The sequence below is a fragment of the Streptomyces sp. HUAS CB01 genome (assembly GCF_030406905.1).
In the GTDB taxonomy this organism is placed as follows: domain Bacteria; phylum Actinomycetota; class Actinomycetes; order Streptomycetales; family Streptomycetaceae; genus Streptomyces; species Streptomyces chengbuensis.
On the sequence record NZ_CP129137.1, the window covers coordinates 7,549,493 to 7,571,376 of the forward strand.

Consider the following 21,884-nt stretch of genomic DNA (forward strand, 5'->3'; position numbering starts at 1 on the left):
GTGACCCGGCACCGACGAGCGGGCGCGAACGGCGGCGGCACGGGTCCCGACCCGTGCCCGGAGTGGACGCCGGCACGCGCGACCGCCGCGGATACGCTGCCCGTATGACCGAACTGACCGAACCTCAGCTCGCACCGGTGCCGGACGACTGGCAGCGGGCGCTCGCCGTCGTCGCCCACCCCGACGACCTCGAGTACGGCTGCGCGGCGGCCGTCGCCGGCTGGACGGACGCGGGCAAGGACGTGACGTACCTCCTCGCCACCCGGGGCGAGGCCGGCATCGACACCCTCGACCCCGCCGAGTGCGGCCCGCTGCGCGAGCGCGAACAGCGGGCGAGCGCCGCGGTCGTCGGGGTGGGAGCGGTGGAGTTCCTCGGCCACCGGGACGGTGTCATCGAGTACGGCACGGCGCTGCGCCGTGACATCGCGGCCGCGATCCGGCGGCACCGCCCCGAGCTCGTCGTCACCCTCAACCACCGTGACACCTGGGGCCCGGCCGTCGGCGGCGCCTGGAACTCGCCGGACCACCGTGCCGTCGGCCGGGCCACGCTGGACGCCGCCGGTGACGCGGGCAACCGCTGGATCTTCCCCGAACTCCTCACCGAGCACGGGCTCGAGCCGTGGAACGGCGTCCGGTGGGTGGCGATCGCCGGCTCGTCGACCCCGACCCACGCCGTGGACGCGACCGCCGGACTGGAGCGCTCGGTGCAGTCGCTGCTCCAGCACCGCAGCTACATCGAGGTCCTGACGGACAAGGACCCCGAGGCGTACTGCCGGGAGTTCCTGGTGGGCAACGCGGAGGCGGTGGCCCCCCGGTTCGGCGGCAAGCCCGCGGTGGCCTTCGAGCTCTTCGGCCGCTGACGGCCCGTCGGTGCCCGTACGGGGCGCGGCATGTCCCGTCGCGGCCCGTACGGCAGGCCGTCGACCCCCCGGTTCGGCCGGGCTGCCCTGCCGTTTGTCGCCGAGGCCCCCGGGTAACCGCCGCGTGAGCCGCGACGGAGCGTCCGCAGGGAGCGATGCGATGACTGAGATGGGCACGGCCCGCACCGGCACGGTCACCACGAAGGTACCGGCCCGTCTCGACCGGCTGCCCTGGTCCCGGTGGCACTGGACGATCGTCATCGGGCTGGGCACGGTGTGGATCCTGGACGGTCTCGAGGTCACCGTCGTCGGCAACGTCGCCGGGCGCCTCGCCGAGGAGGGCAGCGGTCTCGCCATCAGCGACGCCCAGGTCACGGGGCTCGCCGCCGCGCTGTACGTGGCGGGCGCCTGCCTCGGGGCGCTGTTCTTCGGCCGGCTGACGGACCGGTACGGGCGCAAGAAGCTCTTCCTCGTCACGCTCGCCGTCTATCTGGCGGCCACCGCGCTGACCGCCCTGTCGACCTCGGCCTGGTGGTTCTTCCTCTTCCGCTTCCTCACCGGCTTCGGCATCGGCGGGGAGTACGCGGCCATCAACTCCGCGATCGACGAGCTCATCCCCAGCAAGTACCGGGGACGGGTCGACCTCATCATCAACGGCAGCTTCTGGCTCGGTGCCATGGCGGGCGCCCTGCTCTCCGTCCTCGCCCTGAACACCGACATCTTCCCCAAGGACATCGGCTGGCGCCTCACCTTCGCCCTCGGCGTCGTCCTCGGCCTCGTCATCCTGCTGGTCCGCCGCAACGTGCCGGAGAGCCCGCGCTGGATGTTCATCCACGGCCGGGAGCGGGAGGCCGAGGACCTGGTGGCCGAAGTCGAACGCGACGTCGAGCGCGGGACGGGGAAGCCGCTGCCCGAGCCGGAGACGTCGATCACCGTCAACCAGCGGCACAGCATCGGTTTCGGCATGATCGCCAGGACGGTGTTCCGTTCCTACCCCAGGCGCGCGGTGCTCGGGCTCGCGCTCTTCATCGGCCAGGCGTTCCTCTACAACGCCATCACCTTCGGCTTCGCCTCCATCCTCATCACCTTCTTCGACGTCCCCACCGGTGCGACCGGTTACTACTTCACCGTGATCGCTCTCGGCAACTTCCTGGGTCCACTGCTCCTCGGGCCCCTGTTCGACACCGTGGGGCGCAAGCCGATGATCGCGGGCACGTACATCACCTCGGGCCTGCTGCTGTTCGCCACCGCCTGGCTGTTCGACGCCGGCCGGCTGGACGCCCTGACGATGACCGCGTGCTGGTGCGTCGTCCTCTTCTTCGCCTCGGCCGGGGCCAGTTCCGCGTACCTGACCGTGAGCGAGATCTTCCCCATGGAGACCCGGGCGATGGCGATCGCGTTCTTCTACGCCGTCGGCACCGCGGCGGGCGGCATCTCCGGGCCGCTGCTCTTCGCCGAGCTGACGTCCAGCGGAGTCGTCGCGGACACCGTCCTGGCCTTCTGCGTGGGCGCGGCGCTGATGACGGCGGCCGGGCTGGTCGCGCTGTTCCTCGCGGTCAAGGCGGAGGGCAGGTCCCTGGAGTCCATCGCCACCCCGCTGTCCGCGCAGACCGCCCGTGGTGCCGCCGCACCCGTGGTGGGTGCGGCGGGCGGGAGCGGACCGGCGGCGCGGACCTGAGGTGCCGGTCCGGCGCCGCGGGTGCCGGACGGGCCGCCGCGCCGCGCCGTCCCGCCGGCGGCGGAGGTGCGCGACGGCGGGTGCGGACGGCCCGGACCGGATCCCCGACGGGCCGGCGGCGTCCCCGACCGGGCCGGCCGCTCCGGGGAAGGCCCCCTCATTCCTCCGTGGGCAGCCAGGCGCCGTGCAGCCCGAGCGGGACCCTGACGGGGATGCGCACCCGGGCCACCGGCCCGGAGGCGGGATCCTCGGCGGAGAGGACGAGCAGCCGGGACGTCCCGTCGCTACGGTCGGTCGCGAACACCAGCCAGTGGCCGCGGTCGTCGCCCGTCCGACCGGGCGAGGGCGCGAACACGGGCTCGCCGACCGAGTCGTTCCCGGCGCACCACTTCCGCACGCCGGCGCCGCCCGACGGAGCGGATGTGTCGTACCAGGAGATGCCGTCGTACTCGCCCGGCAGCAGGTCCACCGTGCCCGACTCCGTGGCGATGGCGATGTGCCGGTGCCGCCTGCCGAGACTGCGGTCGTCGATGCGCGGGAACTCCATTCGCGCCTCGTCGAGCACGGTGCGCCGCATCGTGCCCGAGGCGGGGTCGATCACGGCCCGCACCAGGGCGCTCCTCGCCGGTTCCGATCCGGGCCCGCCCGGTCCGAGGCTCAGCTTCGACCACTGGACGTACTCCAGCACCACCTCGTCCCGCGGACCGGGCCCGGCGTCGTACGCGTTCGCCGTGTGCCAGATCCAGAACGCGTCGTCGTGCGCCCAGCGAACCGGTGAGCCGTCGCGGGGGAGGAGCGCGACCCGGGTGCCCCGCTCGGGCCGCCAGGCGAGGAGCGAACCACCGCTCACGGCCGCCGCGATGTCGAAGAAGGCGGGCGCGAGCACCACCACGAGGTAACGATCCGTCAGCGCCATGTCGTGGATCATCACCGGTTCGTCGGCGCCTTCGACCGGAGTGGGGCCCCGCCGCACCGAGCCGTCCGGACCGATCAACGACCAGGTGAGGTAGGGCGGTTCGATGTCGTAGCAGAAGACGGCCATCTCGCCCGTGAGGGGATCGATCTTCGGGTGGGCGGTGATGCCGGCCGGCAGCCGTCCGTCGAAGGTCTCGCGTCCCACGGTGTCCAGTCCGGGCGTCATCCGGAACGGGCACGCGGACTCGGCGAGCGCCAGTATCCGCCCGGCGTGCCGGACGACGTTGATGTCGGGCAGGTCCTTGAAGGTGTTCGCCAGCCCGGGGCACACCTCGTCGGGACCGGGCATGATCATGGACTCCAGGCCGCCCCACAGCGCGTGGCCCGCCTTCTCCTCCGCCCGCAGGGCGGGAGTGCGGACGAAGCGGTTGCGGTAGCGCGCCCTGCCCCCGGAGAGCCACACCCCGTGGACCATCCCGTCGCCGTCGAGCGGGAAGAGGTACGAACCGATGGGCGAGAAGCGCGGGTTGGGGCCGTTGCGCAGGTACACGCCGTCCAGGTCGTCCGGCAGTTCGCCCGACACCTCCAGGTCGACCGCGTCGACCTCCTCGGTGACCGGGGCGAACAGCCCCGACAGATGGGGGACCCGGGTCGGGTCGAAGGCGGCCGGCGGAGCGGTGTGCCCGGTCATGACGGATCTCCCGGCGGTGGATCGGGTTCCCGACGGTGATTCCCGCGGCGCCCGTGCCCGCGGGCTCCCGCCGCGGCGCTCACTCGGCATCGCGGCGCGACTCGGTGGCCCGCTCGCCGTTCGCGTCGAGCTTGAACGCCCGTACGAGCAGGACTCCGAGGACGATCAGGGCGATGCCCAGCCAGGTCGGCCCGGAGCCGAGGGCGAGCACGACGATCCCCACCGGTACGAGATAGCCGGCGAAGGGCATGAACAGGGCGCCCACGGACGTAGGGCTGCCGCGGGACGGCCTGCCGCCGTGGATGCGCTCCCGTACGACGGGGGGATACCACTCGGTGAAGCGCAGGGCGACGATGATCGCCCCGATCTGGATGACCCAGTTCGTCCAGATGTTGTCGGGCTGACGGAGCACGAGGTCGCCGACGAGGCCCGCCACGGCCGCCACGAGGAAGGCCAGGCCCCACACGGCGGTGATCACGTAGTTGGTGTGCAGGAAGCCGCGGGTCTTCCACAGCGACCGGTCCACCTGTTCGCGCGCGTACTGCACGGTGAAGGGCTCCCGGACGGCCATCGAGCCGAAGGCGATGGCCACCAGCGCGAAGTTGGACAGCTCTCCCGAGTACGTCTCCAGCCAGTGCAGCGTGCCTGCCGATGCGAAGAGGCCGACGATCGCCAGCGCCGCGAAGAAGACGACGTCGGAGACCTCGAGGATCTTGACCGACGTACCGGGGCGCCTCAGCCGGTCCACGACGAGGACGAGCAGGGCGATAGCCAGCGAGACCGCCACGGCGAACTCGAACCGGCCGGGGCCGACCAGGACCGAGAACACGATCCACGGGAGCATCCCGACGACGGGGCTGTCGAGGAAGCCGGAGAGACGGCGCCCCGCCTCGGTGTCAGCGATCGCGTTCATGGACACGCCCTTCGGGAGACGGCCTACTGTCCAGCGTGCTCCCGGACCCGCCGTCCCGCGACGCGGCCGCACCGGACCCCTCCGTCCCGCGACGCGGCCGCACGGGCCCGGCGTGCGGGCGCGGGGCGGGAACGCCGACGGTGACGAGCGACGGCCCCGGCCCGGTGCGGGCCGGGGTCCCGGCGCGGGGCGCCGAGCGGGGGGAGGGAGTCGGGCGCCGGCCGGAAGGGGCTGTTCCCAGAACAGCAAGCGACCGCTTAGTATGCGGCCGAGCAGTGGTACGCCCTACACACCGCGGAGGCCCAGAATGCAGGCATGGCGAGTGCACCGGAACGGCGAGCCGGGCGAGGTGATGCAGCTCGAGGAGACCGGCCGCCCGGAGCCCGGCGAAGGGCAGGTCCTGCTCAGGGTGCGGGCCGCCAACGTCAACTTCCCCGACGCGCTGCTCTGCCGTGGCCACTACCAGGTGACACCCCCGCTGCCCTTCACGCCGGGCGTGGAGATCTGCGGCGAGACCGAGGACGGCCGCCGCGTCATCGCCACCCCGGCCCTGCCCCACGGCGGCTTCGCCGAGTACGCCGTCGCCGACGCGGCCGCGCTGCTCCCGGCGCCCGACGCCCTCGACGACGCCGAGGCCGCGGCGCTGCACATCGGCTACCAGACGGGCTGGTTCGGACTGCACCGCCGCGCGAACCTCCAGGAGGGCGAGACGCTGCTCGTGCACGCGGCGTCCGGCGGCGTCGGCAGTGCGGCGGTCCAGCTCGGCAAGGCCGCGGGCGCCCGCGTCATCGGCGTCGTCGGCGGGCCGGAGAAGGCCGCCGTGGCCCGCGAGCTCGGCTGCGACCTCGTCGTCGACCGGCGCGAGGACGACGTCGTCGCCGCCGTGAAGGACGCCACCGGCGGACGTGGTGCCGATGTCGTCTACGACCCGGTCGGCGGCGATGCCTACGCCAAGTCGGCCAAGTGCGTCGCCTTCGAGGGCCGCATCCTCGTCGTCGGCTTCGCGAGCGGCGGCATTCCCAGCCCGGCGCTCAACCACGCGCTGGTGAAGAACTACTCGATCGTCGGACTGCACTGGGGCCTGTACAACCGGAAGGACCCCCGGGCCGTGCTCCGCTGCCACGAGACCCTCACCGGTCTCGCCGCCGAGGGGCTGATCAAGCCCCTCGTCAGCGACCGCGTCCCGCTGAAGGACGCCGCCCACGCCGTCCAGCGCGTCGCCGACGGCACCACCACCGGACGCCTCGTCGTCGTCCCGGAAGGAGCGGCCGCATGACCGACGTCGCCGAACTGCGTGCGCGCACCCGCGAGTTCCTCGCCGCGCACCCGCCCGCGGCCACGCCCCGCGGTGACTTCCTCGCGGCACGCTTCGACGCCGGGCTCGCCTGGGTGCACTACCCGGCCGGACTCGGCGGACTCGACGCGCCCCGCTCGCTGCAGGCCGTCGTCGACGCCGAGCTGGAGGCCGCCGGCGCCCCCGACAACGACCCCCGCCGCATCGGCATCGGCCTCGGCATGGCCGCCCCCACGATCCTCGCGTACGGCACCGAGGAGCAGAAGCGGCGGTTCCTGCGACCGCTCTGGGTCGGCGAGGAGGTCTGGTGCCAGCTGTTCAGCGAACCAGGCGCCGGCTCCGACCTGGCGGCCCTCGGCACCCGCGCCGTCCGGGACGGTGCCGACGGCGACTGGGTCGTCAACGGCCAGAAGGTGTGGACCTCCAGCGCCCACCTCGCCCGGTGGGCCATCCTCATCGCCCGCACGGACCCGGACGCGCCGAAGCACCGCGGCATCACCTACTTCCTCTGCGACATGACCGACCCCGGTGTCGAGGTCCGGCCGCTGCGCCAGATCACCGGCGAGGCCGAGTTCAACGAGGTCTTCCTCACCGATGTGCGGATTCCCGACGACCGCCGTCTCGGCCCCGTCGGCGAGGGCTGGAAGGTCGCGCAGACCACGCTCATGAACGAACGCGTCTCCATCGGCGGCATGCGGCTGCCGCGCGAGGGCGGAATGATCGGGCCGGTCGCCGCCACCTGGCGCGAGCGCCCCGAGCTGCGCACCCACGACCTCCACCAGCGACTGCTGACCCTGTGGGTGGACGCGGAGGTCGCCCGGCTCACCGGCGAACGGCTGCGCCAGCAGCTCGCCGCCGGCCAGCCCGGCCCCGAGGGCTCCGGCATGAAGCTCGGCTTCGCCCGGCTGAACCAGGAGATCAGCGGCCTCGAGGTCGAACTCCGCGGCGAGGAGGGCCTGTTGTACGACGACTGGACCATGCGCCGCCCCGAGCTGGTCGACTTCACCGGCCGCGACGCCGGTTACCGCTATCTGCGCTCCAAGGGCAACTCGATCGAGGGCGGCACCAACGAGGTGCTGCTCAACATCGTGGCCGAACGGGTGCTCGGACTGCCCGCCGAGCCCCGCAACGACAAGGACGTCCCCTGGAAGGACCTCGCGCGATGAGCACCCAGCCCGACCTTCTCTACTCCGAGACCGAGGACGACCTGCGGGCCGCCGTGCGCTCCCTGCTCGACGACCGGTCCGACCACACGGCCGCCCTCGCCCGCGCCGAGGAGGGGTCGCCCTACGACGAGGGGCTGTGGCAGTCGCTCGCCGCCGGGATCGGCGCCGCGGGACTCCTCGTGCCCGAGGAGCTCGGCGGCCAGGGCGCCGGTCACCGCGAGGCCGCGGTCGTCCTCGAGGAGCTCGGCAGGGCGGTCACCCCCGCGCCCTACCTCACCAGTTCGGTCATCGCCACCGAGACGCTGCTCGCGCTCGGCGGGGCCGGCGACGGGGCGACGGGGCTTCTGAAGGGCCTGGCCGCCGGCCGGACCGTCGCGGTCCTCGCCCTGCCCCTCTCCGCCTCCGCCTCCGCCGGGGCCGGCCGTCCGCCGGGACCGACCGTGACGGGTGTCGCCGACGCCGCCGCCGCCGACGTACTCCTCGTACTCCGGGAGGACGGCCTGCACGCCGTGGAACGCGGCGACGCCACGGTCGAACCGCTCACCCCGCTCGACCTCACCCGCCCCCTCGCCTCCGTCACCACGGCGGAGGGCTCCGGCACCCGGCTCGCGGACGCGGAGCAGGCCCGTGCCGCGGTGCGCCGCGGACTGCTCGCCGGGGCCGGGCTGCTCGCCTCGGAGCAGCTGGGGGTCGCGGAGTGGTGCCTGGAGGAGACGGTCCGGTACACGCGCGACCGGTACCAGTTCAACCGGCCCGTGGGCTCGTTCCAGGCGCTGAAGCACCGGATGGCGCAGCTGTGGCTCGACGTCGCGGGAGCGCGTGCCGCGGCGCGGAACGCCGCGGACGCGCTCGCGACGGGGAGCGACGAGGCGCCGCTCGCGGTCTCCGTCGCCCAGGCGCACTGCTCCCGGGTGGCGGTGCGCGCCGCCGAGGAGTGCGTCCAGCTCCACGCCGGCATCGGCATGACCTGGGAGCATCCGGCGCACCTGTATCTCAAGCGGGCCAAGGCCGACGAGATCGCCCTCGGCACCCCGGGCCGCCACAAGGAGGTGCTGGCGGAACTCGTCGCGCTGCCCGGTCCGCGGTGAGGCGGCCGGACGTCCGGGGCCGGTCCTCACCGAGCCTGACCGGGTAAGGAGCTGGGACGGGTGGCGGAAGCAGCTCCGTCCGCCCGCGGCGCGGGGTCTGCGGCGTCCGGTGCGTGCGAGCGCACGGCGGAGGGGCATCCTCGTACGGGACGTACTCGGATGACTCCGACAACGCGGCGAGCGTGCGTGCCAGGGCGTCGCGGGCCAGGAGGGACTTTCGCAACCGGCACAGCAGTCGAGGACTTCGGCTGACCCCCGGCTGCGGGTGCGCGGCCTCGTCGCCGAGCCGCCGCGCGCCACCGGCCGCCGCGCCGGGGCCGCCGAGCGGGTGGCCGAACTCGCCCCGGCCGTCGGCCTCACCGACGACCTCGCGGCCGCCGCCCCCACGAGGTCAGCGACGGCCGGCTCCAACGCGCCTGCCCCGACCGGGCCCTGGTGCTCCGCCCCCGCCGGCTGAGCTGCGACGAGACGACCGCCGTGCTCGACGCCTCCACCACCGCGGCCCTGGTCGCTGTCGTGGGGGACTACCGGGCGGCGACCGCGGCAGGGCTGCTCGCCGTCGGCCACGACCGCACCGCCTGCGGCGCTGGTGCGACCGCACCGCCGACCGGGCGGACCTCCGGCCGCCCGAGAACGGGCGGAACCGCGCGGACGGGAGCCTGCGTCCGGGCTGACGGTCACCGGCGCCCGCCGGGCGCAACCCCGTTGAGCGGCAGATGACTTCTGGCCGAACTCTTTCCCGGCCCCCTGCCCCCGGCGGCCCCACGGCACCGATACTCGCCCTGTCCCGGCACCCCGCCCGCACCGCAGAGCCCGGAGGCACCATGGTCCCCACCACCCGTCGCCGCGCCGTCACGACCTTCGCCGCGGCCCTCGCCGGAGCCCTTGCCACGACCGTGCCCGCTCAGGCCGCCGTACGCCCCGCCGGGGCGAGGCCGGTCGGCGTGCGCCCGCTGCGCCGGGCCCACGCCCACAACGACTACCTCCACACCCGGCCCCTCCACGACGCGCTGGACCACGGCTTCACCAGCGTCGAGGCCGACGTCTTCCTGGTCGACGGCGAACTCCTGGTCGCCCACGAACCGGCCCAGCTGGACCCCCGACGCACGCTGGCACGGCTCTATCTGGAACCCCTTCTCGCCCGGATCAGGGCCAACCACGGCTCCGTGTACCTCGGTCACCACCGCCCCGTACAGCTCCTGATCGACATCAAGAACGACGGCGTGAACACCTACCGGGAACTCCACCGCCAACTGGCCGCCTACCGCATGATCCTGACGACGTACGCCCACGGCCGCGTCCGTCCGGCCGCCGTGACCGCCGTCGTCTCGGGCGACCGCGCCGCCCGCGCGCCCATGGAGGCCCAGCACCTCCGCCACGCCTTCTACGACGGCCGCCTCGACGACCTCGCGGCCCCTGCCCCGGCGCCCGCCTCCTTCATCCCGCTGGTCTCCGGCAACTGGACCCAGAGCTTCACCTGGCAGGGCGACGGACCGTTCCCGGAGGCCGAGCGGGCCCGGCTGGACTCCATCGTCTCCACGGCGCACTCCCGCGGTCAGCGCGTCCGCTTCTGGGCCACCCCCGACGCCCCGGGCGCCGCACGCGACGCCGTGTGGCGCGAACTTCTCGCGGCGCGCGCCGACCACATCAACACCGACGACCTGGCCGGTCTGCGGCGCTTCCTCCGCGCCCACGACCGCTGACCCGCGCCAACACCCAAGGTCAACAGCCGATTTGACGACCACCCGATCGGCGGACACGCCAGTCGTCCGTCCGGCGCCTCCACTCCGCCACACTGGCGCCCGAATGCCGCACAACCCCGGTGCGGCGGAGGGAGGCCGGCCATGGCCATTTCGGTTTCGGTGGTACTGCTGCTGCTCGTCCTCGCGGTGATCTTCCTCCGCAACGGCGGGCTGAAGCTCTCGCACGCACTCGTGTGCGCCCTGCTCGGGTTCTTCCTCGCGGGCACGAGCATGGCGCCCACCATCCACGACGGTGTCTCCGCGACCGCCGAGGTCGTCGGCAAGCTCAGCCCCTGACCGCTGCGGCGTTCGGCGGCCCCAGCCCTCGGACCGCCGAGGTCGCCGGTGAACTCGGCCCCTGAAACCGCGGCCTCCGGCAAGCCCATCCCCCGACCACCGCGCTTCGGCGGGCCCTGACCCCGGTCGCGAGGCGGCCGTCTCCGGGCGACAGAGTCCTCCTTCGGGCGTTCAATGGGTCCATGTACGCCGCGAAGCGTCCGCGCCGTGGCCGCCCGCTCGCCGTGTCGGGCCTGGCCGCGCTGCTCCTCGCGGCGACGGCCCTGACCTCGGGCGCCGCCGACCCGGACACCCCGCCCGGGCCCACGCCGACGCCGTCCGAGGCCGCCCCGAAGCCGCCGTCGGACCAGCCCCCACCGCTGCTCACCCGGGCCGACGTGGACCGCGCCGTCGCCCGGCTCGACGGCGTCGTCCAGGGCATGATGAAGGAGACCGGCGTCCCCGGTGTCGCGGTGGGCGTCGTGCACAAGGACCGCGTCCTGTACCTGAAGGGCTTCGGCAGGCGGCACGTCGGCGAGCCCGCCGCCGTCGACCCCGACACCGTCTTCCAGCTGGCCTCGCTCTCGAAGCCGATCGGCTCGACCGTCGTCGCGGGAGCCGTCTCCGGCAAGGGGACCGACGGCCGGAGCGCCGGCTGGGACGAACCGGTCGCCCGGCACCTGCCCGGCTTCGCCCTCAAGGACCCCTGGGTGTCCGGCCACGTCACCGTCACCGACCTCATGTCCCACCGCAGCGGACTCCCGGACCACGCGGGGGACCTCCTGGAGGACCTCGGCTACGACCAGGCGTACATTCTGAGCCATCTCCGCGACGAGCCACTCGCTCCCTTCCGCGCCTCCTACGCGTACACGAACTTCGGCTTCACCGCCGGCGCGGAGGCCGTCGCCCGCACGAGGGGTGTCAGCTGGCAGAAACTCGCCGAGGACACCCTCTTCCGGCCCGCCGGCATGGACTCCACGAGCACCACCTTCGCCGACTACGAGAAGGCGGCGAACAGGGCGGTGACCCATGTGCCCGGCCCCGACGGCACCTGGCAGGCCAAGTACGTCCGCGACGCGGACGCCCAGGCGCCCGCCGGAGGGGTCAGCTCCAGCGCGACCGACATGATGCGGTGGCTGCGGCTGCAACTCGCCGGAGGGAAGCTCGACGGCGAGCAGATCATCGACGCCGCGAGCCTGCGGCACACGCATCTCCCGGAGATCGTCTCCCAGCCGCCGACAGCCCCCGCCGGGCGCACCGGCTTCTACGGTCTGGGCTGGAACGTGAACTACGACAACCAGGCCAGGCTGCGGCTCAGCCACTCCGGGGCCTTCGAGCTCGGCGCCAACACCAATGTGACCATGCTGCCCGGCGAACAGCTCGGCATCGTCGTGCTCACCAACGGCAAACCCGTCGGGCTGGCCGACTCCGTCGCCGAGGACTTCTTCGACACCGCCCAGTACGGCAAGCCCACCCGTGACTGGCTCGCCCTGTTCTCCGCGCTGTACACGCAGATGGACGAGGCCGGCGTGTCCCCCACCGACTACGCCGCCCCGCCCGCCGCGGCCAAGGCCGCCCGTCCCGACAGCGCGTACACGGGCACGTACGACAACGCCTACTACGGCAGGGCGACCGTCACCACGGGCCCCGACGGCCTCGTGCTCGAACTCGGCCCGGAGCCGAAGCGTTTCCCGCTGCGCCACTACGACGGGGACACCTTCAGCTTCGAGACGACCGGCGAGAACGCCGTGGGACTCACCGGTGTCACCTTCGCCTTCGGCGAGGGAGACACGGCGGGGAAGCTGCGCGTCGAGTACCTCGACGAGACCGGCCTCGGCACCTTCACCCGCCGCTGAACGCGCCGAACGGCCCCCCGGCCCAACCTGTTGCACGATCATGAACGGCCCGTGCAACCGCCCGCGCGCGTGGACACTTCGTGGCCATGGCTCCGGCGTCGGACGGCGGCGCGACTGACACACCGTCAACAAGGAGCCGTGTGTCCCGGAGAGCACTCGCCCGCGTACTCGCCCTCGTCGTGGCCCCGTCCGTGTGCACTGCCGCCGCCGCACACGGCCGACGAGATCCCCGACCCCCCGGACACCGGCTGTCAGCTCCTACGAGGGGGCACCGGCCACGGCCCGCCCCGTCCCCGGCACGCCGCCGCAGCAGCACCCGTCCCCGGCGCGCCGCCGCCGCAGCACCCGTACCTCGCGCCGAACGGCCGCACCGGCATGCTCGCGGCCGCGGCCGGCAGCGGCACCACCCGGCCCCGCTCGGCGACGAACCGTCGGTCACCAGCCGGCGGATCGCCCCGCTCGGCGGGTCGCGACCGCAACCGCGACCGCAACCGCGAGGACGGGTAGCGGGACGCCTGCGCAGACGGATGCCCGGCACCGCGCGCGGAGCGGTGCCGGGCATCCGCGGGAGGATCAGGTGAACGTCGGCAGCTCGCCCTCGGTCGTCGTGGTGTCGATGACGGCGAACGGCGCGCCCTGGGGATCGATCACGGCGGCGTGGCGTCCGAAGGGCATCGTCATCGGCCCGAACACCAGCCTGCCGCCCAGCTTCTGGACGGTCGCCACCGCGGCGTCGCAGTCCGCCACGGTCCAGTAGACCTGGACGTAGGAGGGCACCTCGGCGGGGAACTCCTCGTCCGTCATCCGCATCCGGCCGAGGACGGGGTCGCTGCCCAGGTCGAACACCTTGAAGTCCATCCCGGGGTCCGCAACGGCCTTCGCGCCGTAACCGAACACCGCGGGGAAGAACGCGTCGGACTTCCCGGGCTCACGGGTGAAGATCTCCGCCCAGCAGAAGGAGCCGGGGACGTTCGTCGCCTCGAAGCCCTTGTGGGTACCCGGCTGCCAGACACCGAAGGCGACCCCGCCCGGGTCCTGCGCGAGGCACATGGTGCCGAACTCGCCCACCCGCATCGGCTCCATCAGCACGGTGCCGCCGTTCTGCCTGATCTTCCCGGCGGTGGCGGCGGCGTCCGGGGACGCCAGATAGAGGCACCACTGGGACTGGCCCTCCTGCCCGGGCATGGGCGGGACCACCGCGGCGACGGCCTTGCCGTCCGCGTACGCCTGCGTGTAGTTGCCGTACTCCGACGACGACTCGCCGAACGTCCAGCCCAGGACCTCGCCGTAGAAGGCCTTGGCCCCCTCCAGGTCGGAGAACATCGCATCGGCCCAGATCGGCGTGCCTTCGGGTGCGTCTGCCATGACGGTGACTCTCTTCCGTGCGGGATGTGAGGCTCGGAGGCTCCCCGCCGGCCACGCTAGCCACCCTCGCGCCGTCCCGCGCGGCGACGCGGCGCCCACCGCCGGAAGAGCCCCGGGCGCCGCCGGGGGCTCACCTCCGCGGTGCACCGCTCACACGGCACGGCCGGGGCGCCGCGGATCCGACGGCGGGTTCACGTACCGAGCACCCGGGAGCGGATCAGGAACCGCACGCCCTCGGGGGCCTCCAGCGAGAACCCGCTGCCGCGCCCCTCGACCACGTCGACGATCAGACGCGTGTGGCGCCACACCTCGTACTGGCTCACCGACATCCAGAAGCACACCGGCGCTGCGACACCCTCGACGGTCAGCTCCGCCAGGAGCACGTCCGAGCCACCGGTCCGGAACTCGCCCTCCGGATAGCACATCGGAGCGCTGCCGTCACAGCAGCCTCCCGACTGATGGAACATCAAGGGCCCGTGGGCCGCGGTCAGCCGTCGCACCAGGTCGGCCGCGGCGGGGGTCAGCTCCACGGGCGCGACCGCATCCGTCCCGGCGCTCACGACACGACGTCCGGGGTGCGTGCCGCCTGCCCGCGCACCGGGCGTCGCTTCACATGACGCAGACACACGTTCCGCCCCTTCCCCGCCGCGCTGCTCCGCGCGGCGCGCAGGCGGCCCAGTCAACTCCGCGCGACGTTGCGACGGGGTTGCACGCGCCGGCACCGCGGGCTCCGCCCGCCCAAGCCCGCGTCGCACCCGCCCTCGCTGCCCCACGGGATCCCGGCACGGGTACGCCCCGCCACCGGGGCCGTCATGGCCGGACGTGTGCCGCGCATGTCCCGAACGGTGGCCTTCACCGCGGCGGGACCGCCGGCGAGCCCGTCCCGGACGACCGTGCCGGGGTAGCGCGCCGGACACCGCGAGGATCAGCGGGACGACTGCGCCGGCCAGCCGGCGGGGTCGGGCCGTGGCACTGGCCGCGACGACGGCCTGCGGGCCGGTGCGAGCGGATTCCTCGTCAAGGACGGACCGGCGGACTCGCTGGTGGTGGCGATCCGTGCCGTCGCGGAGGGCGATGCGGTCGTCTCCCCTCGTGTCACACGCAGACTCCTGGACGCTTCGCCCGGCTCGCGGAGCAGAGCGCGCCCGTTCCGGTGCCGCGCGGCCTCGACGCGCTGACGGGACCTGAGCTGGACGTGTTGCGGGCTCTGACACGGGGGTTGTCCAATGCCGAGATCGCCAGGGATCTGCACGTCAGCGAGGCGACCGTGACGACGCACGTCGCTCACCTCCACGAGAAGTACGCGCTCAGGGACCGGGTGCAGGCGGTCATCCTCGCCTACGACACCGGACTCGTCCGGCCCTCGGGCACCGGGTGACCGGCACGGCCGGGCGCGGTCGTCACCCCGCGGGCTCGGTGGTCGTCGCGAACCCCCGGCGGCGGAGGTGCAGAGCCAGGAACTCCATCTCCACGAGCGTGCCCGTGAGTTCGCCGTCCGACAGCAGGCGGGCACGTTCGCGGGCCTCCTGCAGCGACAGGTCCGCCGCCTCGCGCAGTGCGGCCATCACCCGGGCCGCACGGGCCTCGCCGTCCGTCAGGCGAAGCCGAGCCGGTCCGTGGGCACGCAGCAGCGTCCGTCTGATCCAGTGGGGCGTCACCGGTCCGGTGTCGCGGTCGCACCCCGCGCGCGGGCAGTTCTCGCACCGCTCCTCGCCGCCCCACCAGAGCCTGTCGCGCTCGATGAACTGGCCGACGTCGCGGCGCAGTTCGCCGCCGCAGTCCTCGCACACATCCGTGACGACGGTTCCTTGAGTGATCACCCGGTCCCCCCAGCCGGCCGTTCCGCCCGCAGGGCGTCGAGCAACTCCCGTTCGCGCGCCGCGCCGAGTCCCGCCCGGCGCTCCCGGTCCAGCCCCTGACCGCGTTCCCACACCAGCGTGTCCGCGAGCAGCTCCGTCCTGGGCCGGTGCCGGAGCCCGGCGGCACGTGCCGCGGACCCGTCGCGGGCCGAGAAGCCCTCCCAGCCCGGCTCGTCCAGCCACATCGGCAGCGAATCCGGACCCATGAACCCCGCGACCTCGTGGGCGCGCAGCCACGCCGAGCCGGCCGGAGCCACCGGACCGGTGTGCCCGCCGGCGGCGCGGGACAGCTCGATCCACTCGCCGAGCGGAACGACCGGACCAACGGCGTCGTACGTCCCGCACCGCCCGGCCTCCGCCGAGTCGAGCAGCCACGCGGTGAGGTCCCGCACGTCGATCGCCTGGGTCGGCATGGCGGGCGCGTCCGGAACCAGCATCGTGCCGCGCGGGTCGCGCGCGGCGCGGGCCGCCCAGTAGCCGGAGCGTCCGCTGTGGTCGCCCGGCCCGCCGATGAGTCCGGCGCGTGCGACGAGGAGCCGGTCGCCCACGGCGGCGGCCGAAGCCCGTTCGCAGGCGACCTTCGCCTCGCCGTAGAGCGTGCGGTCCGCTTCGTCCCGGTCGGCCGGAGCCAGCAGGGCGGAGGACTCGTCCGCGCCCGCCGCGGCATGGGAGGCATAGGCGCTGACCGATGACACATACGTCCAGTGACGCGCCCGCCCGGCCAGGGCGTCCAGCGCTCCGCGTACGAAGCCCGGCTGCCACGACACCTCGAGGACCGCGTCCCAGTCGCGGTCGAGCAGAGGCTCGTACGCCGAGGGGTCGCGACGGTCGGCCGCCACCAGGCGGGCGCCGTCCGCGACGTCACCGCTCTCGCCGCGCGCGAGGCACGTCACCCGATGCCCCCGCTCGAGCGCCCGCAGCGACAACTCCCGGCCCACCCAGGCCGTTCCTCCCAGCACCAAGATCTCCATTCGGCCACCCAAGCACCATGCGCCCGGCCCGCCCAGGGCGGTTCGCCGACAGCGGACGTCGAACGAGCCCCGCCGGAACGGCCGATGGAGCACCGTGTGCCCCAGCCGCTCCGGCGGGCACACGCCGCTCCATCGGCGACCGGCCGCGTCAGTGCCGGACCGGCTCGGCGGTGGCGTACTCCGCGTCCGGACCGGCCACGTCCGTGCCCGTCGCGCCGTCCGGGCTCCGCCGCAGCCGCTCGCCGCGGAGGCCGGCGATCCCCAGCCCGTAGGAGGAGAGGTCCCGCCGTCGTCCGCAGCGGTGAGAAGGCGCGCCCTCCGCATCAGGTGTCTCATCCGGACGGACGAGGAGAGCCCTCGGCCGTCCCGTTCCTCGATCGTCAGCCGTCAGCCGTCAGCCGTCAGCCGTCAGCCGTCAGCCTCCAGCCGGTCCAGCAGTCCCGGCAGGTCCGCGAAGGAGTCCAGCACATGGTCCGGGGTCCCCGACGCGTCCCGGTGGGTCTCGGGCCGGTACTTGCCCGTCCTGACCAGAACGCCGGTCAGCCCCTGGCGCTGGGCCGCGAGGACGTCGGACTCGATGTCGTCGCCCACCATGAGCGTCCCGGCGGGATCGGCGCCGAGACGTGCCAGCGCCGTGGCGAAGAAGGCCGCCGAAGGCTTGCCGAGCACCGCGGCCTCCGTGCCCGCGGCCCGCTCCAGACCGGTCAGGAAGGCGCCCGAGTCCAGCTGGAGCCCCGCCTCGGTCCGCCAGTACAGATTGCGGTGCATCGCGACCAGGCGTGCGCCGCGCTGGAGATGGGCGAACGCCCGGTTCAGCGCCGCGTAGCCGAACTCGGGGCCCGCGCCGCCGACGACGACCACGTCCGCCGGGGTGTCGTCCTCCGGGCCCATGACGGTGACCCCTTCGAGATCCCCGGCGATGTCACCGCTGTTGAGCAGCAGACAGCGCGCACCGGGGAAGTGCCGCGCGAGATGGGCGGCGGTCGCGGCGGGAGCGGTGAGGATCTCGCCGTCGGTCACGGGGAAGCCCGCTCCGGACAGCGTGGCGGCGATGGACTCCCGCGTGCGCGCCGTGGTGTTGGTGACCAGGGCCAGCGGAACGCCCCGCTCCCGCAGCCGTTCCATCGCCCCGACCGCGCCCGGCAGGGGCTCCCAGGAGACGGTGAGCACACCGTCGATGTCGATGAGTACCGCGCGTCGCATGCAACCGACCGTACCCATCGGCACGGGACGGGGCACCGCGACAGGGGGCCGCGGTGCGAGCCCGGCTCGGGGGGTACGGGCTCGCACCGCGGCGTCAGGGGCGCCGCCGTCAGGAGGCGGCGGGTCCGAGCACGACCGGGAGCTCCGTCAGGCCGCGGAACGCCGGGAACGGGACCTCCATCCAGGCCGGCGCGGCCTGCGGGTCGGCCAGGGCGATCCTCGGGAACCGCCCGAACAGCCCGTTCAGCGCCAGCTGCATCTCCAGCCGGGCCAGCGGCGCTCCGAGGCAGTAGTGACCTCCGTGCCCGAAGCCGATGTGGGCGGCCGTGCCCTGGCGGTGGACGTCGAACTCGTCGGGGTTCTCGAACTTCAGCGGGTCGCGGTTGGCCGCGAGCAGCGAGATCTGCACCAGGGAGCCCTTCGGGATCCGGGTGCCGCCGATCTCCACGTCCTCGGTCGCGTACCGGAAGGTCGCGCTCTCGACCGAGCCGTCGAAGCGCACCAGCTCCTCCACCGCCGGCCCGGTCAGCTCCGGGTCCTTCTGCACGGCGCGGAGCTGCGCGGGGTTGGCCAGGAAGTGGTACACGGCGTTGCCGATGAGGTACGCGGTCGTCTTGTGGCCGGCGAACATCAGCAGGAAGGCCGTGGAGACGAGTTCGTTCCCGGTGAGCCCGCCCTCCTGGTCCTGCGTCGCGGCGAGGGCGCTGAGCAGGTCGTCACCCGGCTTGGCGCGCTTGCGCGCGATGAGTTCGGTGAAGTAGGCGTGGAGGTTCTCCTCCGCCTGCTGCTGGGCCCGCTTGAACTCCTCGCCGAAGCCCGTCTGCGCCACCGTCGTGGACAGCTCCTGCATCAGCGACCGCTCCTCCGGCGGCACGCCCAGCAGCTCGCAGATCACCGTGATCGGCACCGGGAAGGCGAACGCCGGCAGCAGGTCGAACGGTGTCCCGGTCGGGCACGCGTCGAGCAGCTGGTCCACGATGTCCTGGATCTTCGGCCGCAGTGCCTCGACCCGGCGCGGGGTGAACTCGGAGTTGACGAGCTTGCGCAGCCGGGTGTGCTTGGGAGCGTCGGAGTTGAGCATGTTGTCGTCCAGCGCCACCGACGAGTCACCGAAGATCCTCCGGTACGCGTCCATGGCCCCGTACATGTCCTTGCTCAGCCGGGGGTCCGACAGGGCCGCGCGGGCGTCCTCGTACCGGGTGATCAGGTACGTCTCGATGCCGTGCGGCGGTGTCATCGGGCAGACGGGTGCGGTGTCCCGGAGGTGGGCGTACACCGGGTGCGGGTTCCGCCGGAACTCCGCGGTGCACCGCTCGGCTGCGGCGACGGGGTCGTGCGTCGTGGTCACGGACGGCTCCTGAGGTCGAAGAGGGCCTCGGCGTTGCCGCCGAGGATGCGCTGCTGGGCCGCCTTGTCGACGGGCAGCTTCTCGATCATGCGGATGAGGTCCTCGAGCGGCACGGACAGCGGCGGCGAGTCGGTGCCGAAAAGCATCCGCTCGGGTCCGAGGACCTCCGCGTTGAGGCTCAGGTGCGCCGGGCTGAACGGGCTGGTGTCGACGTACGTGCGCTGCAGTGCGGCGCCCGGGTCGGGCGACGCCTGGACGGTCGGCTCCGGGCCCCCCGCCGGCCGGCCGGCCGGGGGCCGTCCGGCCCCCGTACGGCCGGCCGCCGGCGGTGCGGAGGGCGGCGCGCCCCCGCCCCAGTGCCGGGGGCGCGCCGCCATCTGCAGGCGTTCCGGCAGCAGGGCCATGGCACCGCCACCGGTCGCGCCGATCAGTCGCAGACCGGGGTACTTGTCCAGCCACCCCGCGAAAGCGATCATGGCCATGCCCATGGTGACGTCGCCGAAGCGGCCGATCTGCTCGACGAAGGCGATGTTCTCCACCCGCTCCGTGCCGATCGGTTCGGCCGGCGCGTGCACCATGACGGGTACTCCTGCCTCGGCGGCCAGCGCGAAGAAGGAGTCCGCCCGCGGCGAGCCGAGCAGCTCGCCGTGCACGCTGGAAGTGGTGATCAGGCCGACGAAGGCGGGGTCCGCCAGCGTCTCCCGTACCCCTTCCAGATGGTCGTCGTCCCCGAACGGGTTCGCGTACACGTACCCGCGCAACTGGTCCGGGAACTTGGTGATCAGACCCGACATCCACGCGTGGAAGCCACGCAGCCGGTCGCGCGGTTGCTTGTAGTTGTCCACGCCCGGGACCCGCGCCATCGCCCCGGCGCCGACGGGGCTGCCGATGATGGTGAGGTCGATTCCGGCCTGGGCCCGGGCGGCGAGCATTCCGTCCACGTCGGTCAGGCTGGGGGGCATGGGGAAGCGTTCGGCCGCCTCCGGCGGGGACAGGTGTCCGTGGATGTCGATGATCATTTGTCGGTTCCCGGTTTCCGTGTGAGGGCGCGGGTGACCGCGGCGCAGTCCTCGTCACCGAACCCCTGCTCGGTGGCGCGGACATGGGTCTCCGCGGCCGCCGCGGTGAGCGGCAGGCTCAGGCCGGAAGCTGCGGCCTGCTCCTTTGCGAGCATGAGGTCCTTGGCCATCAGCCGCAGCCGGAAGTCCGGCTCCTCGAAGCGGCCCGAGGCGAGGCGCCGGGACTTGAACGACATGACCGGTGACGCGAAGCCGCTGCCCGCTATCGTGCGCAGGACCTGCTTCCGGTCGAGTCCGGAGGCGTCCGCCAGCTCGGCGGCCTCGGCCATCGCCTGCACCTCTATGCCCATCAGCAGGTTGAGGAGCAGCTTCATCCGCATGCCGGAACCGAGTGCGCCCAGATGGACGACCTCCTTGGCCAGCATCTCCAGCAGCGGCCGGCCGGCCGTGAAGACCCGCTCCTCGCCGCCGACGAACAGACGCAGTTCGCCGTCACGGGCGTGGTCCCGGTTGCCGAGCATGCCGACGTCCAGGACGGAGGGCGCGTCCCCGGCGAGGCGGACGACCTCCTCGGGCGCGACGGTGCTGGCGCAGATCAGGGAGCCGGGATAACCGCCCCGGGCCAGGATCCCGTCCGGGCCGCGCAGCACGGTCCGCAGGGCGTCGCCGTCGGCGACGGTGCAGATGGCGGCACTCGTGCCCTCGACCGCCTCGCTCGGGCGGGACGCGGCGAAGGCGCCCGCTCTGGCGAGCGACTCGGCACGCTCCGGGGTGCGGTTCCAGACGCGCACCTGTATGCCTTGATCGAGGAGGCGTGAGGCCAGGCCGCTGCCCATGGTGCCGAGACCGAGGACGGCGACGGGGCCGTTCGTGGTGTTCGTCATGACGTCTCCTTCACGGTCTCCTTGACGACCCGGAACCTCAGGGACTGCGTCGAGTCGACCCACTCGCGGAGCGGGGCCACCAGGGCACGGTGGTCCTCGCTCTGCTGCCAGGCGAAGAAGTGTTCGGGAGTCTCCCACTCGCTGGTGATCACCCACTGGCGGGAGTCGTCGACGGGCTCACCGAGCCGCTCGACGATGTGGCCGGGGGTACCGGCAACGGATTTCCGGAGTTTGTCGTACATCTCCAGGAAGCCCTCTTCGCCGCCCTCGATGACCCGGACCGCGAAAACCACGGACAGCCTGTCGTTCTGTCGGCTGTTCTGCACAGTGCCCATGTCTCCTCCTGATGGTGAGAACCGGCGGGACACGCTTTCTAAGGACTCATGGCCCCCGGGGGGCTGCAACTCCGAATGGCCGACACCCCAATGGGCGCAGGGGTTCTCGCTCCGTGATTAGTCCATGCGGGTGAGTGACCAAAGGGCCCCGGACGTGGGGTTCGAGGGTCCTCCGGGACCCCATGAACCGAGTTCTGTTCCCCTTTTGACGACCGGTCGCCACACAGGTGGGCGGCTTGCCCACCGTTCGGCCGTACGAAAGACGCCCGATGGGCCAATGACCTGGTCAGACGCCTTCGCCGGCGCGGGGCGCGGGCGGGAGGGCTCCACCGGGTCTCGGACGTCGGCCGGTCGGGTGTCCTCGCCGTGATGCGGCGGGTCAGCCGGTCGGGCGCTTCCGCGGGGTCTCGGTGGGCCGCCC

Annotated in this window: 20 protein-coding genes and 1 pseudogene; 10 read left to right on the top strand and 11 right to left on the bottom strand. The window is 73.3% G+C overall.

Going from position 1 to position 21,884, the window contains the following annotated elements; translation table 11 throughout:
- Nucleotides 1-104: 104 nt before the first annotated feature.
- Both QRN89_RS33095 and QRN89_RS33100 read left to right on the top strand, forming a co-directional pair.
- A complete protein-coding gene (locus tag QRN89_RS33095) occupies nucleotides 105-860 on the top strand; it encodes a PIG-L deacetylase family protein (RefSeq protein WP_290353091.1) in 756 nt (251 codons plus the stop codon).
- Between the two features lie 160 nt (nucleotides 861-1,020).
- Nucleotides 1,021-2,538, top strand: coding sequence for an MFS transporter (locus QRN89_RS33100; RefSeq protein ID WP_290353092.1), 1,518 nt, complete (start codon nucleotides 1,021-1,023; stop codon nucleotides 2,536-2,538).
- Between the two features lie 157 nt (nucleotides 2,539-2,695).
- Here the strand turns inward: QRN89_RS33100 and QRN89_RS33105 are convergent, their stop codons facing one another.
- Together QRN89_RS33105 and QRN89_RS33110 are read right to left on the bottom strand one after the other, a co-directional pair.
- A complete protein-coding gene (locus QRN89_RS33105) occupies nucleotides 2,696-4,144 on the bottom strand; it encodes a carotenoid oxygenase family protein (protein WP_290353093.1) in 1,449 nt (482 codons plus the stop codon).
- A 79-nt stretch (nucleotides 4,145-4,223) separates the two neighbouring features.
- Entirely contained in the window at nucleotides 4,224-5,057 is an 834-nt protein-coding gene (locus tag QRN89_RS33110) for a hypothetical protein (RefSeq protein ID WP_290353094.1), read from the bottom strand.
- 307 nt (nucleotides 5,058-5,364) lie between these two features.
- Between QRN89_RS33110 and QRN89_RS33115 the strand changes: the two genes are divergently transcribed.
- From QRN89_RS33115 to QRN89_RS33145, 7 genes and pseudogenes are all read left to right on the top strand, one after another.
- Nucleotides 5,365-6,333, top strand: a complete 969-nt coding sequence (locus QRN89_RS33115; protein WP_290353095.1) for an NADPH:quinone oxidoreductase family protein — start codon at nucleotides 5,365-5,367, stop codon at nucleotides 6,331-6,333.
- Complete coding sequence (locus QRN89_RS33120) at nucleotides 6,330-7,517, top strand: acyl-CoA dehydrogenase family protein (protein WP_290353096.1); 1,188 nt, start codon at nucleotides 6,330-6,332, stop codon at nucleotides 7,515-7,517. The genes QRN89_RS33115 and QRN89_RS33120 overlap by 4 nt, the downstream gene beginning before the upstream one ends.
- A complete protein-coding gene (locus tag QRN89_RS33125; protein ID WP_290353097.1) occupies nucleotides 7,514-8,605 on the top strand; it encodes an acyl-CoA dehydrogenase family protein in 1,092 nt (363 codons plus the stop codon). The genes QRN89_RS33120 and QRN89_RS33125 overlap by 4 nt, the downstream gene beginning before the upstream one ends.
- 229 nt (nucleotides 8,606-8,834) lie before the next feature.
- Nucleotides 8,835-9,279: pseudogene (locus tag QRN89_RS33130) on the top strand (ATP-binding cassette domain-containing protein); the annotation flags it as partial.
- Between the two features lie 150 nt (nucleotides 9,280-9,429).
- Nucleotides 9,430-10,308 (top strand): phosphatidylinositol-specific phospholipase C/glycerophosphodiester phosphodiesterase family protein, encoded by an 879-nt coding sequence (locus QRN89_RS33135; protein ID WP_290353098.1) that lies wholly within the window; start codon nucleotides 9,430-9,432, stop codon nucleotides 10,306-10,308.
- Between the two features lie 141 nt (nucleotides 10,309-10,449).
- Nucleotides 10,450-10,644: a hypothetical protein gene (locus tag QRN89_RS33140; protein ID WP_093654887.1), complete on the top strand. Its 195-nt coding sequence runs from the start codon at nucleotides 10,450-10,452 to the stop codon at nucleotides 10,642-10,644.
- 182 nt (nucleotides 10,645-10,826) lie between these two features.
- Complete coding sequence (locus tag QRN89_RS33145; RefSeq protein WP_290353099.1) at nucleotides 10,827-12,479, top strand: serine hydrolase; 1,653 nt, start codon at nucleotides 10,827-10,829, stop codon at nucleotides 12,477-12,479.
- A gap of 573 nt (nucleotides 12,480-13,052) precedes the next feature.
- Here the strand turns inward: QRN89_RS33145 and QRN89_RS33150 are convergent.
- Together QRN89_RS33150 and QRN89_RS33155 are read right to left on the bottom strand one after the other, a co-directional pair.
- On the bottom strand, nucleotides 13,053-13,844 hold the full coding sequence (locus QRN89_RS33150) for a VOC family protein (RefSeq protein ID WP_290353100.1): 792 nt from the start codon (nucleotides 13,842-13,844) through the stop codon (nucleotides 13,053-13,055).
- Between the two features lie 191 nt (nucleotides 13,845-14,035).
- Complete coding sequence (locus QRN89_RS33155; protein WP_290353101.1) at nucleotides 14,036-14,374, bottom strand: DUF779 domain-containing protein; 339 nt, start codon at nucleotides 14,372-14,374, stop codon at nucleotides 14,036-14,038.
- A gap of 689 nt (nucleotides 14,375-15,063) precedes the next feature.
- On the opposite strand from QRN89_RS33155, the gene QRN89_RS33160 reads away from it, so the two are divergent.
- Entirely contained in the window at nucleotides 15,064-15,222 is a 159-nt protein-coding gene (locus QRN89_RS33160; protein WP_290353102.1) for a response regulator transcription factor, read from the top strand.
- A 22-nt stretch (nucleotides 15,223-15,244) separates the two neighbouring features.
- Here the strand turns inward: QRN89_RS33160 and QRN89_RS33165 are convergent, their stop codons facing one another.
- The 7 genes from QRN89_RS33165 to QRN89_RS33195 all read right to left on the bottom strand — a co-directional run bounded on the left by QRN89_RS33165 (nucleotide 15,245) and on the right by QRN89_RS33195 (nucleotide 21,463).
- Entirely contained in the window at nucleotides 15,245-15,664 is a 420-nt protein-coding gene (locus tag QRN89_RS33165) for a hypothetical protein (protein ID WP_290353103.1), read from the bottom strand.
- Nucleotides 15,661-16,674 (bottom strand): NAD-dependent epimerase/dehydratase family protein, encoded by a 1,014-nt coding sequence (locus tag QRN89_RS33170; RefSeq protein ID WP_290353104.1) that lies wholly within the window; start codon nucleotides 16,672-16,674, stop codon nucleotides 15,661-15,663. Before QRN89_RS33170 ends, QRN89_RS33165 begins: the two co-directional genes overlap by 4 nt.
- Nucleotides 16,675-17,082: 408 nt before the next feature.
- The gene (locus QRN89_RS33175; protein ID WP_290353105.1) at nucleotides 17,083-17,877 is read right to left on the bottom strand and encodes an HAD-IIA family hydrolase; all 795 of its coding nucleotides are present in this window, start codon (nucleotides 17,875-17,877) and stop codon (nucleotides 17,083-17,085) included.
- Between the two features lie 109 nt (nucleotides 17,878-17,986).
- The gene (locus tag QRN89_RS33180) at nucleotides 17,987-19,225 is read right to left on the bottom strand and encodes a cytochrome P450 family protein (RefSeq protein WP_290353106.1); all 1,239 of its coding nucleotides are present in this window, start codon (nucleotides 19,223-19,225) and stop codon (nucleotides 17,987-17,989) included.
- The gene (locus QRN89_RS33185) at nucleotides 19,222-20,244 is read right to left on the bottom strand and encodes an amidohydrolase family protein (protein ID WP_290353107.1); all 1,023 of its coding nucleotides are present in this window, start codon (nucleotides 20,242-20,244) and stop codon (nucleotides 19,222-19,224) included. The genes QRN89_RS33180 and QRN89_RS33185 overlap by 4 nt, the downstream gene beginning before the upstream one ends.
- Nucleotides 20,241-21,128 carry an NAD(P)-dependent oxidoreductase gene (locus QRN89_RS33190; protein ID WP_290353108.1) on the bottom strand — a complete coding sequence of 296 codons (888 nt, stop codon included), beginning with the start codon at nucleotides 21,126-21,128 and terminating at the stop codon, nucleotides 20,241-20,243. The genes QRN89_RS33185 and QRN89_RS33190 overlap by 4 nt, the downstream gene beginning before the upstream one ends.
- The gene (locus QRN89_RS33195) at nucleotides 21,125-21,463 is read right to left on the bottom strand and encodes an antibiotic biosynthesis monooxygenase family protein (protein WP_269727021.1); all 339 of its coding nucleotides are present in this window, start codon (nucleotides 21,461-21,463) and stop codon (nucleotides 21,125-21,127) included. Before QRN89_RS33195 ends, QRN89_RS33190 begins: the two co-directional genes overlap by 4 nt.
- Between the last annotated feature and the right edge of the window lie 421 nt (nucleotides 21,464-21,884).